Raw genomic sequence first — 14,439 nt, 5'->3', positions numbered from 1 at the left:
GAGGAATTCTGAGGAACGCATGTATTGAGTATCTGTCTAGGTGACTCATTTGGGGTCTGGTATTAATACTTCTGTGCAGTTTGCACGCGCAAACCGATTTCTCGGTTCCTGACCTTTAGGGAGGAAAAAATGTACGCATTCAACAATCGTTTGATGGTCGTCTTTGCTAGCTTTTTGTTTGTCTTTGCCTTTGCGAATACGGCATCCGCTAAATTCACGGCAGAAGACGCTGCAAAGCTCGACGCTGAAGCAGACGCAACTTTAGCCCAGTTCAAAGCCGATGCAAAAGGTGCCGACGAGGTGCTGGCGAGTGCCAAGGGTGTTTTGGTTTGTCCGAGCATCACCAAAGCCGGCCTTGGTTTTGGCGCCGAAGGCGGTCGATGTGTGCTGGTCACCGGAGCCAATGAAAAGCTGTACTACAACACCTTCGGCGTAAAGGGAGGGTTCATCGCCGGAATACAGTCTCATTCCATGATTTTGGCGCTGAATACAGACGACGCGTTGGCAAAGTTCACCAGCAATGACCGCGAGTGGGAATTGGGTGTGGATGCATCAGTGGCCGTCGCCAAAGTCGGCGCTGGAGGCGACTTGGATACCACTAACCTCAAAAGCGATATTGTATCCTTCATTTTTGGCCAAAAGGGTTTGATGGCCGATGTGAGCTGGAAAGGGTCTCGTTTCAAAAAAATCGAAATCGAACAGTAATTCGGAACGTAATAAACGAAGTTTCGCGGAACCCAAAATAGATCTGAGTTCCGCGAAAACTTGTTGGTGCCGAGCATTCAAAAACTGGGAGGTCGGGTTCGATTCTTCGCAAGAACATCAGGGGCTTTCTCAGAGCCACACTTGACGGCTGCGACATTTCTCGTCCACGGCAGTGTCTTCAGACAGCCCGTTCAAGCCATTCCAGCGTCTTCCGGGCTGTCTGGGGCCATGTTTCGTCGAACTGTAGGTAGTGACAAGCCCCCTCTGCGACTAGAAAATCTGCAGTTTCATATAGGGAAGCCATGTTCCTTGCCGTGCTTGTTGCAACTGCCTTGTCTTCGGTTCCCGAAACAAAAAGCAAAGGACAGGTTACCTTTTCAGGATCGATCAGGGTCGTCTGGCGCGCATCGAACATCCAGAAGACAAGTTCCAACAGCACGCGACCGGACTCGGTGCCAAGACGTGCGTGAATGTCGCGCTGTAGATCGTCCGGCAGTGTATTCAGCCCGTATTTTGAAAGAAGATCTAAGTCCTGTCCAAGCGCGTGTTCCCAGAAAGCACCGGACGAAATGAAAAGTTTTCCCAGATCACGTTCTCCGTCAGTCGTTGCCAAAACACCGTTCATCACGCTGCTGTTGAGAAGAACGCCTGCTTTCACCGCGCGTTCAGCCGCCAACAGTTGTGCAACGACGCCGCCAAGGGAGTGACCTACGACAACCGGAGCCTCGCCGATTTCTTTGATGAACTGCCTCGCGTCATCTACGTAATCCGCGATACTCAACCCGACCAGTTTGTTATCGCGCTCTGGACCGGTTGGAAGGTCATGATAGCGGTAGGTCATGCTGTGGCAGGCATATCCCGATGCCTCATAGGACGCACGAACATTCTCCATCGTCCACGCGGCCGCGTTTGTACCTGTCAATAGAAGTACCGGAGGCCTGGCTTTTTTCGGCATTCAAAATCTCCACGGATGACTTTTAGAAGACGGACGCGATGCCGTCGGATGGCCCATTTAGATTTTGCCAGATCTAATTTGGCGGCAAGGTGCCTTGATCCTCTACGTCTACAAGGCGGACCCAGGGCAAGTTTAACCGAACAACCGCTCTGCGGACAAAGCCGTTTTGTCATCAGCTTGGGCGGCTGTTTCGGGAAGCCCGCGATGTTTGAGGGTAGCGCCCTGGGAGGCCTGAAGGCATGGGCTGTGCTATCATTTCAAGAACCGGGTCCTCCCCGAGACTCGAATTCCTTCACCCGGCGTGGCGCTTATGATTGAATGAAGTAATGACCTTGCTCCCATGTCCTCGCCCTGCACGATTTTGATCTCGCCGTCATGAGGCCAGCCGATATCCCGAAGGTACCCCGACAGCGCAGCGGCGGCGGCTCCTGTCGCAGGATCTTCGAACACGCCACCGATTGCGAATGCATTGCGGCTGTGAAAACGGCGCGGCGTTTCCGACCAAATAAGGTTGATCGTGGTCAGATCATACTGCCGCATCAACCGCGCCCCCTCGGCCAAATCATAAGACATCTTTGCAAGCGTGCGCCTGTCTCGAAGCGCAATTAGCAAATGGTTGTTTCCCGCATTGGCGAGCGCGGAAGGAAGGGCGGGGTCAAGGTCAGTCTCTTTGAGATCGAATAGAGAAAGCGCAGCCCTCAATAGGGCCGGATCCGCCGCGGCGCTACGGGTGGCGGGCGATGTCAGAGTGGTGCTTCCGTCAGCATTTGTTTCGACGGTTATGCGGCCCGCGTTCATGTTGAGCGGTATCAAGCCCTGCCCATTGTGCTCGGCCAGCACGCTACCTAGTGCAATCGTGGCATGCCCGCAAAAAGCCACCTCTTCTTCCGGGGAGAAGAACCGCACCCGCCAACCGTCATTCTGGGGCGCGGCAAATACAGTTTCGGAATAACCGATTTCCTTTGCAAGACGTTGCATCTCGGACTCGGAGGGAAGCGATTCTCCGACCACGACACCCGCGGGATTGCCACCTTCGGAGCCATCGGAGAAGGCCGCAACACGGAAAACATGCTGGTTCGTTTTATCTTTCATGATCTTGGTCCTTTTCTGCCGTTGCAGCCTTGGAACAGTCAGCCAGGAGCCGCGAAGCCAATTCTGCTCGTGCGCATTGAAACCCCGGCGTAGTGACACGCCAGGGCCGGTTACGGTCATTCATTGATGCGTGCGAGGAAATCTTGCATCTCGACGGCAATGACATCGCCATATTCCTCGAGAGCGAAGTGCCCTGTATCAAGCAGATGGAACTCCACGTCATCTAGATCAGCCTTGTAGGGGTGGGCACCGTCAGCCGGGAAGATGTGGTCGTTCTTTCCCCACACAATCAGCGCCGGAGGCTGATGCTCTCTGAACAGGGCCTGCCACTTTGGGTATTCCGCGACGTTGGCACCGTAGTCCAAGAACATCTCAAGCTGGATTTCTTGGTTTCCTGGGCGGTCAAGCAGATACTGGACGTGCCAGAAGTTGTCGGGATTTACCGTCGAGACGTCGCCAACACCGTGGGTAAATTGCCATTTGGTAGCGTCAAGGGTCAGGAAGCCGCGCAATGCATCGCCGTTCTCGGCGCTTGGGTCGGCCCAATATGTCTTGATTGGGTCCCAGAACTCCCGCAATCCCTCTTCGTAAGCATTGCCGTTCTGAATGATAAAGCCGGTAACACGTTCGGGGTGTTCGGCAAACATCCGGTAGCCGATGGGCGCGCCGTAATCCATCAGATAGACGGCGTAGCTATCGACCCCTTTTGCGTCGATCAAACGCGTGACTGTGTTTGCTGCATTGGCAAAGCTATAGTCATAGCTTTCGGCGGAAGGCATGTCCGATGCACCGAAGCCAAGATAGTCTGGAGCAACCACGTGGTACTCTTCGGCCAAGATCGGGATCAGTTCGCGGAACATGTGCGATGAAGTGGGAAAGCCGTGAAGAAGCAGGACTGTAGGGTTCGAGGGGTCTCCGGCCTCGCGATATGCAATGGTGTGCCCGTCGATATCCATCGACTTCATGTTGACTGCAAATGGGCTTTCAGCCGCGATAGCATTGTTGGGCAGGGCCGCTGGCAAAAGTGTTGTAGCAGCAAGAAGCGCTGCAAGCGCGGGAGGGTGCAACCGTTTTGTCATTGATCAGTTCCTTTCAGGGTTTGGTTGGAGAGCCGGGCGCTTTGAAGGCACGCATGGCAATGGATTCGGCCCTCAGGGCCTCGTTTTCACGGCGCAACACCGCAATCTCTTCATGTGCCTCATCAACGGTGAGGCGACGCGGTATGTGGCTGGAGCAATTCCAGTCGAAGGCCTCAACGGTGATAAGGACTGCGCGCTCGGGACGCGCCGGATAGGATTGGTCGTGAAACTGACCCAGAACTTCGGGATTGTCGGCGCCTTCAATCAGGCGAGCACGTCCCCAGATTTTCAGTCGGCGGCGGTTGGGGTAGTCCATTAGGATCATCGATAACCGATCGTTGCCCGATAGGTTCCCGGTGCTGATGTACTGTCGGTTTCCGAGGAAGTCGGCGTAGCCGAGCGTTTGTGATGACAGCACCTTCAGAAAGCCGGTCGGGCCGCCGCGGAATTGGACGTATGGCCACCCAGTTTGGGACACCGAAGCCTGATAAAACCCGTCTCGTTCGGCGATGAAGCGGACCTCTTGGGGGCCGAGCTCATCGGGGTATGCCACGTCGTTGGCCAAGAATTTGCTGTATGTCTCCGCCGAACCCATTTGTGACTGCTGAAAGCGGACAGCGGGCGTAAAGGCGATGGTCGCGAAGGCTCGTGCCATAGCGTTTTCCTTTCGGACGTTAGTTAGTTTTTTTAAGTGATCCGCCCGAGTGGGCCGTTTGTAGTGTCAAATTTGTGCGCCCCTGGGCGGTTTGACAAACGACTATATCTATCGCAGGATTAGAAAAACTTAGCCAAAGATATGATCCGGAAAAACTATCCCCTCAACGCGCTTCGCGCCTTTGAAGCCGCCGCACGCCATCTCAGTTTTGTCGCAGCAGCCGAAGAGTTGTCAGTGACGCCGGCCGCGATCAGTCACCAGATTAAGAAATTGGAAGGGTTTCTGGGTGTTTCTCTTTTTCGACGGCGAGCGCGAGGCCTGGTCCTTGTCGAGGCGGGGCAGCTCTTGGCCAAGGAGCTGCAAACAGTGTTTGCCAACCTCGATCAGGCGATGGAGCATGTGGCAGAAGCGGACAAGGGGGGCTCGTTGGCGTTGACCGTGGCGCCTACATTTGCCGCCATGTGGTTGATCCCAAGGCTGCAGAAATTCTATTCTCAGCATCCCGATATCGACGTGCGGATTTCGACGAGCCTTGGTCTTGTCGATTTCCAGCGCGACGATTTTGACGCCGCCATTCGGCTTGGGCATGGAGAATGGCCCGGTCTTGAAGCCATCAAGCTTTTTGATGAATCCGTGATCCCGATGTGCAGCCCGCGCCTGCTGGAAGGGCCAAATGCGATCAGAACGCCGTCTGATCTGAGGAAACATGTTCTGCTGCACAATCATTCAATGGACTTTGATCCCAACGCGCCAACTTGGCAGACTTGGCTGGACACCAGCGGTACGCAAGACGTGGACGCCACGCGTGGGATGCATTTCAGCCTTCCGGATCATGGGCTGCAAGCCGCCATCGATGGCGCTGGCGTTGTTCTGGGTTGGCGGTTTCTTTCTGCAAAAGATGTCCAGGCCGGGCGCGTGGTTGAACTTTTTGATCTGGCAATTCCTCTCGGGTCCACATTTCACCTTGTTTATCCAGAGGCGCATTCTCGACGTCCAAATATTGCCGCGCTTCGCGATTGGATGTTGCGAGAGCTCAAAGACCCCGAAATGGAAAGCGTGAGTTCGAGCAGATCTTAGAGCTTCCTTTTGCTGCGAATGGCTGGGATGCAGGCGACGAGGGCAGTATTGCGAGAACGCGGCAAATGTCAGTCTTCCGCCGTTCCTAACCACTACTGCGCAATTCAGCTTAGTCGCCCTTGGTCAAATGCTAACCAATGGCAAGAACGAGACTTACTTAACACCAGATTAACCAAGGCTAACCGCCTCTAACACTTCGACGTGCACACTGTAGCGCGAAAACACGCAAAGGGTCGCATTGGCAACTCCCAGTGTCTCCTGGAAAACGGTGACGTCGGTATCATGGTGGCTTGTCTGCCGGGGCAGCATCGTTCGACACTACGGTATCAGCCACGTGCAAGGGAAGACGAAGTTCGTCTCGTAGCTGACAAGATCGCACTGTCGCGGCAATACGGCAGCTACGGTTACCGTAGCGTTGCTGTTCTGCTGAGAGATGCGGGCTGGCAGGTCATTGTCGATCGTTTTGAACACATGGACACGGGAGGGATGAGGGTGTCTCGCGTGCCAGTCGCGCTCGAACCTAATCGGCCGGTCGTTAGTAGTTCCTAAATGACCGCTGCGCGGGCAAACCGGCCTCCATTGCAATGGCCAATTAAATCGCAACAAACATGTTCCACGTGATGCGTTTCAAGGATTAGTAGGCGCAATAATATACAGAGCTTTTAAAGCTTCGCTGGGCTCGATCCCTGGCAACGCGGTGCGAAAAATCTCTTCCATAGTGCCCCGGGCATACATTTCGGACAGAATAGTATCAACGATCAGTCGAAAGTCATCATCGCCCCTCGCGATGGCTAACCCTTGCTTTTCTATCGTCAGTATTTCTTGGGATAACTTGAATTTGCCTTTCAGTCCCGCAGCAATATAGTTGACTAGCAATATCGACTGATCTGCAAAATACGCGTCGATTTTACCGTCTCGGAGCGCCTTGATTCCGTCTGGATGTGAAGCAAACCGAACCATCCTGGCGTCGATGCCCGCGGCATCAAATGTATTCTGTACGGACGCTTCAGTTGTTGTGCTGCTTCTCATGCCAACCTTTTTCCCCGCGAGTGCGCTCATGGTGCCCTCAGCCTCGATTGGTAACAATATGGAAGTACCATCAACAAAGGTAGGGATTGAGAAATCAACAATTTCGCGACGAGAAAGCGTGATAGTCGCTGCCCCGCAAAGTATATCTATCTCACCGGAGGCAACTTTGTCGAAACGATCCTTGGAGTCGACCGGAATGAACTGAACGTTTAAGTCCTTTAGATCCAGTTTCTTCGCAACAGCCTGCGCTACTTGATCGCAAATTAATGGTGACAGACCAAACGGCCGACCTTGGTCGTTAACGTAAGACAATGGAGCAGCATCTGTTCGAAAACCAAATCGGATTTCGTTATTATTTGTTATTCTTTCGATTGTCTGAGCAACTGCGCCGGTTGTGAATAGAACCGAAACAAAAAGTACTGAAAGCAAGCGCATGGGTTTTCCTTCTTTAGCCGAGGCACGTTTTGAAATTTGCCTGCCTTTAGTTACGCAATACCGCCACCTACAAATCCAAGCAGCACAAATGTGACGTGTTTCGTTCCTAGGCGAGGACTGTGTAACCACCTTGCAGTATTTCTCTGCGAAAAGAACGTGACAGAATTGAACTTGGAAATTGGGAGACAGGTTTCACTTCCCTGGTGTTCATTGTCGGTCATTGAAGCAAAATTCAATTCACTTGAACCCAGTTCACCCAACTTCGGTTACGCACTTGGTCCGAAGATAGACCACCCTGTCGCGCGGACCAACTCTTGAAATGCGATGGTTGCCAAATGAGAATTGCCCTTTGGATCGAGCCCAGGGCTCCATGCGACTACAGATGCGATACCAGGTACAACGCACAAGATGCCGCCGCCTACGCCGCTTTTCGCTGGAAGGCCAACACGGAAGGCGAACTCGCCTGAAGCATCGTATGATCCACACATCATCATCAGTGCAGTAACTCTTCTTGCTCTTTGCGCGGACAATACTGCAGAGCCGTTGGCCGGATTTTGACCCGCTGCGGCAAGAAATCGACCTGCCAAAGCCAGCTGTTCACAAGACATGGCGATGCTACACTGGCGAAAGTACAGAGACAGAACATCCTCTACCGGCGCCTTAAGATTCCCTTCCGCCTGCATAAAATGGGCAAGCGCACGGTTTCTGGATCCAGTTCGCATCTCAGATTCCGCAACTGACGCATCGACCTCAATCGACTCGTCCTCTGAAAGCTCTCGGCACAACTTCAATAGGTCGTTGATGGCCTCGTCAGAAGAGCGGTCTTCGAGCAGAACATCGGCCACTACGATCGCACCGGGGTTGATAAACGGGTTCCTTGGGATTCCGCGCTCGTGTTCTAGCTGAACGATGGAATTGAATGGATCGCCGGATGGTTCCCGGCCAACTCTTTGCCACAAAGTGGCGCCAACCCGTTGCAGCGCCACTGTAAGCGAGAACATTTTTGAGATGCTCTGAATCGAAAAGAGTTTGCCAGCATCTCCAGCGGACACTAACGCACCGTTGACGGGTGCAACGGCAATGCCGAATTGGTTCAGATCGACTGTGGCGAGTTCTGGAATATACTGCGCGACTTTCCCCCTGTCAGACATGCCGGCTATGCGATCTGCAATATCGTCCAAGACTTCCTGAAGCTTTTCGCTGTCAGTGTTTTTGAGTTTCGGCATGAATCTCCTCCGTCCAGACAGTGTGATCTACACCTTTACTAAGCTCGGGAAATTTGCTGGCAACAAAGCGAGGCTCAAGGTTCTGCCGGCGTTGCGAGAAATAGTCTACCGTCAGTTTATAGACGGTGCCGGACAGTAGCAGTATCGCAACCAAATTGATGGTTGCCATTATTCCCATGGCCGCATCCGCGAAATTGAAGACTGTGGCAACAGCTTGCACAGCGCCCCAGACAACCATTGCGAGGCAGCCCAATCGCAGGACGTAAATTGGCAGCTTCCCTTCCAATTTTAGGAACGTCATCGCGTTTTCGGCATATGAGTAATTACCCAGGATGGATGTGAAACCAAAAAAGACGATAGCAACCGCGATAAAGTGGCGGCCGATTTCACCAAGATGGACCGCGGCCGCGTCTTGAGTAAGTCGCATTCCGGTAGGCCCATCAATTTCGATTGCGCCTGATAGAAGAATTAGCAATGCAGTGGCCGTTGCGACCAAAATCGTATCCACGAAACACCCAAATGCCTGAACGAATCCTTGGCTGGAAGGGTGGTGAGGATCAGGTGTGGCGACTGCTGCAATGTTTGGTGCTGAACCCATGCCCGCTTCGTTTGAGAAAAGCCCCCGTTTGATGCCGTTAAGTGCTGCAGCCATGACACCTCCTGTCACGCCTCCGGCAGCTTCCTGAAGGCCAAATGCCCCGGCAACAATCGACCACAACATAGCGGGTACTTCGGAAATGTTCAGGACTACGACAACACAGGCAAGCAAGAGGTAGAGACCCGCCATAAGCGGTACGACAATCTCTGCAAACTTTGCGATGGTTCTTATTCCACCGAATATTACTACCGCTGCGGCTGCAGCAAGCGCTATGCCAACGACCAACTTGTTCAGCCCGAACGCGCCCTCGAAAGCCTCGGCAATCGAGTTGGATTGGACGGCGACAAAAACCAAACCAAAGCTGACAATCAGGCAGATCGAGAAAACGACTCCAGCCCAAGGCGCATTCAAGGCGTTGGCCATGTAGAACGCGGGACCTCCCCTGAACCTTCCGTTGGACGATGTGACTTTATAGAGTTGGGCCAAAGTACTTTCAGAATAAGCCGTGGCCATTCCAACCAATGCCACGATCCACATCCAAAAGATGGCGCCTGGACCTCCCAAGGTCAGGGCCACGGCTACGCCAGCCAGGTTACCAGTACCGACACGTGAAGCCAGGCTCACTGTCAGGGCTTGAAAAGGAGTAATACCTCTTTTGTCCGTGCTCTTTGCAGAAGTGAGCACGCGCACCATTTCCCCAAAATGGAGAAACTGAAGTGCGCCAAGACGAATTGTAAAAAAGATACCGGTCGCAAGAAGTCCGTAAATCAATACGTAGTTCCAAAGAACCGTGTTTATGCCGTTGACCAATATTTCCATTGCGCGCCTCTTGAGAATTCAAACACTTCCCGGAAGGCAAAAATAGTGTGCCTGTTTTCCATCATGCACGAAGATGCGGCAATTGTCAGGAATATGCTGCGCAGTCTCCCGGCGGTTGGCGCGCGGATCATTGAAGTTGAGCCACAAACTTATGACGACGTAGCCAGTGGTTAGTCCGCCTGGCAGTCGCTCACACCAAGTGCAGCGGACGGCCGCTTCGGGTCGGCGTGACAGATGCTGCGCGTCGTACCAATGCCTGCTTACTTGTAGGAGAAGGTGGAGGTCATATTGCTACGACCTCCACTAATAAGTTTAAGCGTTGAAGAACTCAGCCACGGCGTCAGTCGATGCTTTCACTGCCTCAGGCTTGTAATAGAAATCCACGTGGCTGAACTCATCAAAGGCCAGCTCTTTGTGCTCGTTGGTCAGCTTCTCGACGAATGCGGTCGAGCAGATCGCGGTGAAAGCCGACTTGCTGTAAACGGTCAGCGAAGGCTGCACGATCTTGTCGGCATAGTGCTGGCCGATGGAGATCAGCGATTGCATGCCCTGGTCACCGATATGCGCGTTGGTGAATGTCGGAACTGCCACCGGGCCTTTGACGCCGTCACGGCCGTAATAGTCATAGGTTTCTTCAGCCATCGGGTTCACACCGGACCCAACGAATTCTTCGCGGGACTGGCTATCATCCAGGCCAATCGTGTTCACGTAGTCGGGCTCACCGGTTTCATACATTTTCTGCATGGAGGCGTTTGCCGCCGCGATCTGAGCATTGACCATGTCGCGGTCGGTCCACTGGAACGGATCCGCTGCCATCATGCCCGAAACCATGGCGATTTTCTTGATGCGGTGGTCGGTCACGGCGGCAGAGGCGATGATCGAGCCGCCCTGACACACTCCCAGGCCGTGGATTTCTTCCACGAAAGGCAGGGTGCCGAGGTAGGAGACCGCGTCCCAGGTATTTTCGATAAGGCGGAACATGTAACGCGACTGCTTGTGCTCGCCCGGAAGTGCCGGGGAAGAGCCCATGCCGATGTAGTCGAAACCAAGGTAAATAAAGCCGCGCGCCGCCATTTCCGGGCCGTAGGTCGCGGGGATCTGGTCCTTGACTTGCGGGAAGGGGCTGGCACCAACAATCGCCTTGTACTTCTTTGCCGGATCGAAGTCCTCGGGCAGATACAGATCGCCCACCAGATCGAGGCCGAAGGATTTGAAGGTGACGGGGTTTGTGCCGGGTTTGAAGGACATTTCAGAGTCTCCTGCGTTGATGGGAAGTGATGTCTGTTTTGCGGTTGCGCCCCAGCCCACAAGAGACATCAGGGAGGCAATCGGCTCTGTTGCACAAATCGGCTGAACGCCGAGGTTCCCCTTTCCCCGAACGGACTTATCCCACAGCTCCCGTGACGGGTATGCCGAGCGCGGTGTAGCCGTTCAGGACGGCGATGCGGACCTGGAACTCGGCGACCTGTCGCTCGAAGTCTCTCGCCATGAGCCGTTGTCCCAGCAGTTTCACACAATGCATCTTGGTCTCGACGCGGCTCCGGCGGTGGTAACCGCTCCATCTTCGCCAGAGGGCGCGGCCGAGGTATTTCGATGCCCGCAGCGCCTCGTTGCGCGCTACGGCACCAGCGGTGACGGTCTTCCATGGCTTGGCGTTCTTGCCGGGCGGGATGACGGCGTGGGCGCCGCGGTCAGCGATGGCATCGTGGCAATTGCGTGTGTCGTAGGCCCCATCTGCCGTGACGATGCCGATTTCCTGGTCCGCCGGGATCTGGCCGAGCAGGTCGGGCAAAACCGGTGCTTCACCAATGTGGCTCCCGGTGATCTCAACAGCCCGGATCTCCAGCGTTTCCTCGTCAATCCCGAGGTGGACCTTGCGCCAGACGCGATGCTTCGGGCCACCATGTTTGAGGGCGTGCCATTCGCCTTCGCCCTCGACCTTGATGCCGGTGCTGTCGATCAGCAGGTGTAGCGGACCCTTGGAGCCGCAATACGGGATATTGACGGCCAACGTCTTTTGACGGCGCGACAGCGTGCTGAAGTCGGACACCGTCCAGTCGAGGCCAACCAGTCGAAGCAGACTTTCGACGAAGCCAGTTGTCTGCCGGAGCGCCATCCCGAACAGCACCTTCATCGAAAGGCACGTCTGTATAGCGGCGTCGCTGTAGATCTGCTGGCGGCCACGCCTGCCTGTCGGCGCGCCATCCCAGCTCATCTCAGGGTCGAACCAGATCGTCAGCGAACCCCGGCGCTTGAGCGCTTCGTTATAAGCTGGCCAGTTCTTGGTCCTGTAGGTTGGGGGTGTAGGTCTGCTAATGCATCCCAGCTACCACGCTGGATTCACAAGATGAATCCCTCACGCGTTTTGTGCAACAGAGCCTCGAGCCAGGGCAAATGCCACACGGCCAATCCTCCTGCCACATTGAACCACGATGTGGCATAGAATGGAATTGACCACGGCAAAGATCACTCAGCGCGGCAAAGCTGTCGTCCGACAGAAACACTCAGATGACCGCTCCGAGCCCTTGTCAGACACTCGCTCTGCGCGCAGCATCTGTCCGGGAAGCTGACGTTCACTGGAGTTCGGCAAAAATGAGTATTGTTCGAGTTTGTTACCAGCTGAGAGCTCAGCACCGGAAAACCGGAGTATCAACTACGGTCAAACGCAGGGTTGCTTCCCAAGAGACTGGAGTGCCGTGTCCAAACGCCAAATCTACTGATCGGCAACGATCATTCGAGCCACGGGCACTAAGGCACCGGATTGCTGCACGACACGCCCGGCCAGCGCGCAACCTTCCTGAATGCTGGTGTGTAGATCGCGCCCCTTTATCAAGCCACTCAATACACCTGCATTGAAACTGTCGCCCGCAGCGGTTGTGTCCTCTGGGACTCCGATTGGCGGGACCAGAACTTCTTTATGCTCGGCGTCGGACAGAAAGATCACCGGGTTGTCTCCATCCTTGACCACAACTTGTGACGCGCCCAGATCAGCATAGCGATACAGGGTGGCAACGGGGTCGCTGTCTCCGAACCACTGCGCTTCATCATTGAACGAAGGTAGTACCAAATCGGCAAGGGTCGCTGCCTGCGTAACCATGAACGTCATCTCGTAGTTTGACCGCCAAAGCCGGGGTCGGAGATTTGGATCGAAAGCGATAGCTTTTCCCTTTGCCCGTGCCTTCTTCAGAGACTTTAACAAGATGTTACGGGAAAGTTCGTCAAGGATCGCAATCGTTATGCCTGAGAAATAGATCAAGTCCGCTTCATCAATTGCGGCATTCAATGCCTTTGCGTCCTTGGCGAGTTGACGTGCAGCCGACGCCTCTCTCCAATAGGTAAAGCTGCGCTCGCCCTCACTCACATGTATGCGATAGAGACCAACAGTTTTGTTTGGTATGAACTGAACATGAGCGTCAGAAATATTGCTGGCCCGCATAAACTTCAACATTTCGCTGGACAGGTCATCATCGCCAACGGCGGTGAAATAGGCGACCTCTGCCTGTGTCGAAATCTGAGCGAGATACCAAGCGGTGTTGAAGGTATCTCCGGCAAAGCCCAAGCGAAACGTCCTCGCGTCCCCTGTCGGAGCGAGTTCGGCCATGCACTCGCCAATCGACAAAACGCGTTTCGGACCAGAGCGGTCAGAGAAAATCGTCACGGCGCGGAGTAAAGGTGTCGATTAGAACGCCCGGCACGAGACAGACACATCCGTGGGTCTGGTCGGAAGGGATCACGAAACTGTCGCCAGGACCAACTTCGCGCTCTTCCTGGCCAAGCGTAAACCGAAATCGGCCGCTTTCTACGTAAGTCGATTGCACATGGGGATGGCTGTGAAGGGTTCCAATGGCTCCCGACGCTGCAAACCTGAAGGCAACAACCATCAACTGATCATGATCCGACAAGACTTGCCGGGTCACATCGGGTCCGGTTGAGACAATGGGATACTCAGACATTATGTGATCCTTGTGTGTTACGAGAAAAGCATGCCGCCGTTGATGTCGATATTCGCACCGGTGATGAAAGCGCTGTCGTCGCAAGCAAGAAACAGGACAAGATTTGCCGTATCTTGAACATGCCCTTGACGCTTGAGTGGGGCGTTTGCCTCGAAGCCGCGTCTCCCGGCGTCCGGTGTGTGAATATTGTGGAAATCCGTGTCGATCATGCCGGGGCAAAGCGCGTTAACACGGATTTCTGGACCAACTTCCTTGGCCAGCCCTCGGGTCATGGTCATCACCGCCCCCTTGGAGGCAGCGTAGGCAACGGCTCCCGGACCGCCTCCGTCGCGACCGGCTTGACTTGCCAGATTCACGATCGCCCCGCTTTTCATGTGCGCCAGGCACGCCTGAGTCATAAGAAACGTACTGGTGACATTAAGGCGCATCACGGCCTCCCAATGCTCCAAAGACATCTCCGCGATGGTCTTGCGGGCAATGAGTCCGCCCGCATTGTTAACGAGGATATCGACGCCGCCAAAGGCCTGCACTGCCGCCTTAACCAGCGCATCCGCATCTACCTTGTTGTTCAAATCCCCCTGAACTGCGATTGCACGGCCACCTTGCGTCTTGATGGCCTCGACGGTCTCATCCGCTCCTTTGGAGCTTGAGAAGTAGTTGATAGCGATACTTGCGCCTTCTGAGGCTAATTTCTCGGCGACGGCTCTGCCGATGTCGCGGCCCCCTCCTGTGACGATGGCGGTTTTTCCTTCGAGTTTCATTGGAAGTCCTTCAAAGCTGAAATCGGCGCGAAATAGATTGGACAGTAGTCGTTAA

14 protein-coding genes and 1 pseudogene are annotated in these 14,439 nt (G+C 54.5%); 3 read left to right on the top strand and 12 right to left on the bottom strand.

Going from position 1 to position 14,439, the window contains the following annotated elements; all coding sequences use genetic code 11:
• Positions 1-129 precede the first annotated feature (129 nt).
• A complete protein-coding gene (locus tag ACR3EQ_RS13465) occupies positions 130-705 on the top strand; it encodes a lipid-binding SYLF domain-containing protein (RefSeq protein WP_170612484.1) in 576 nt (191 codons plus the stop codon).
• Between the two features lie 178 nt (positions 706-883).
• On the opposite strand, the gene ACR3EQ_RS13460 is transcribed toward ACR3EQ_RS13465, so the two are convergent.
• The 4 genes from ACR3EQ_RS13460 to ACR3EQ_RS13445 all read right to left on the bottom strand — a co-directional run bounded on the left by ACR3EQ_RS13460 (position 884) and on the right by ACR3EQ_RS13445 (position 4,486).
• The gene (locus ACR3EQ_RS13460; protein WP_480490915.1) at positions 884-1,660 is read right to left on the bottom strand and encodes an alpha/beta hydrolase; all 777 of its coding nucleotides are present in this window, start codon (positions 1,658-1,660) and stop codon (positions 884-886) included.
• Between the two features lie 252 nt (positions 1,661-1,912).
• Positions 1,913-2,752 carry a PhzF family phenazine biosynthesis protein gene (locus tag ACR3EQ_RS13455; protein WP_170612480.1) on the bottom strand — a complete coding sequence of 280 codons (840 nt, stop codon included), beginning with the start codon at positions 2,750-2,752 and terminating at the stop codon, positions 1,913-1,915.
• 116 nt (positions 2,753-2,868) lie between these two features.
• The gene (locus tag ACR3EQ_RS13450) at positions 2,869-3,831 is read right to left on the bottom strand and encodes an alpha/beta hydrolase (protein ID WP_170612478.1); all 963 of its coding nucleotides are present in this window, start codon (positions 3,829-3,831) and stop codon (positions 2,869-2,871) included.
• Between the two features lie 13 nt (positions 3,832-3,844).
• A complete protein-coding gene (locus ACR3EQ_RS13445) occupies positions 3,845-4,486 on the bottom strand; it encodes a PNPOx family protein (RefSeq protein WP_170612476.1) in 642 nt (213 codons plus the stop codon).
• Positions 4,487-4,627: 141 nt separating this feature from the next.
• Between ACR3EQ_RS13445 and gcvA the strand changes: the two genes are divergently transcribed.
• Positions 4,628-5,563: a transcriptional regulator GcvA gene (gcvA, locus tag ACR3EQ_RS13440; RefSeq protein ID WP_170612474.1), complete on the top strand. Its 936-nt coding sequence runs from the start codon at positions 4,628-4,630 to the stop codon at positions 5,561-5,563.
• Positions 5,564-5,863: 300 nt separating this feature from the next.
• Positions 5,864-6,050, top strand: a pseudogene (locus tag ACR3EQ_RS13435) (IS3 family transposase); the annotation flags it as partial.
• A gap of 140 nt (positions 6,051-6,190) precedes the next feature.
• On the opposite strand, the gene ACR3EQ_RS13430 reads toward ACR3EQ_RS13435, so the two are convergent.
• The 8 genes from ACR3EQ_RS13430 to ACR3EQ_RS13395 form a co-directional block, all read right to left on the bottom strand.
• Entirely contained in the window at positions 6,191-7,027 is an 837-nt protein-coding gene (locus ACR3EQ_RS13430) for an amino acid ABC transporter substrate-binding protein (protein WP_480490913.1), read from the bottom strand.
• A 266-nt stretch (positions 7,028-7,293) separates the two neighbouring features.
• Entirely contained in the window at positions 7,294-8,253 is a 960-nt protein-coding gene (locus ACR3EQ_RS13425; protein ID WP_170612470.1) for a glutaminase, read from the bottom strand.
• Positions 8,231-9,670, bottom strand: coding sequence for an alanine/glycine:cation symporter family protein (locus ACR3EQ_RS13420; RefSeq protein ID WP_480490911.1), 1,440 nt, complete (start codon positions 9,668-9,670; stop codon positions 8,231-8,233). Before ACR3EQ_RS13420 ends, ACR3EQ_RS13425 begins: the two co-directional genes overlap by 23 nt.
• Positions 9,671-9,982: 312 nt before the next feature.
• Positions 9,983-10,918, bottom strand: coding sequence for an alpha/beta hydrolase (locus ACR3EQ_RS13415; RefSeq protein WP_480442131.1), 936 nt, complete (start codon positions 10,916-10,918; stop codon positions 9,983-9,985).
• A gap of 136 nt (positions 10,919-11,054) precedes the next feature.
• Entirely contained in the window at positions 11,055-11,987 is a 933-nt protein-coding gene (locus ACR3EQ_RS13410; RefSeq protein WP_170619095.1) for an IS5 family transposase, read from the bottom strand.
• Positions 11,988-12,383: 396 nt separating this feature from the next.
• On the bottom strand, positions 12,384-13,328 hold the full coding sequence (locus tag ACR3EQ_RS13405) for a sugar kinase (RefSeq protein ID WP_480490909.1): 945 nt from the start codon (positions 13,326-13,328) through the stop codon (positions 12,384-12,386).
• Positions 13,312-13,623 carry a cupin domain-containing protein gene (locus tag ACR3EQ_RS13400; RefSeq protein ID WP_170611050.1) on the bottom strand — a complete coding sequence of 104 codons (312 nt, stop codon included), beginning with the start codon at positions 13,621-13,623 and terminating at the stop codon, positions 13,312-13,314. Before ACR3EQ_RS13400 ends, ACR3EQ_RS13405 begins: the two co-directional genes overlap by 17 nt.
• Before the next feature lie 17 nt (positions 13,624-13,640).
• Positions 13,641-14,384 carry a 3-oxoacyl-ACP reductase family protein gene (locus ACR3EQ_RS13395; protein ID WP_170611047.1) on the bottom strand — a complete coding sequence of 248 codons (744 nt, stop codon included), beginning with the start codon at positions 14,382-14,384 and terminating at the stop codon, positions 13,641-13,643.
• Between the last annotated feature and the right edge of the window lie 55 nt (positions 14,385-14,439).

The organism is Ruegeria sp. AN11 (assembly GCF_056536005.1).
This window is presented reverse-complemented; position numbering and strand designations above follow the sequence as displayed.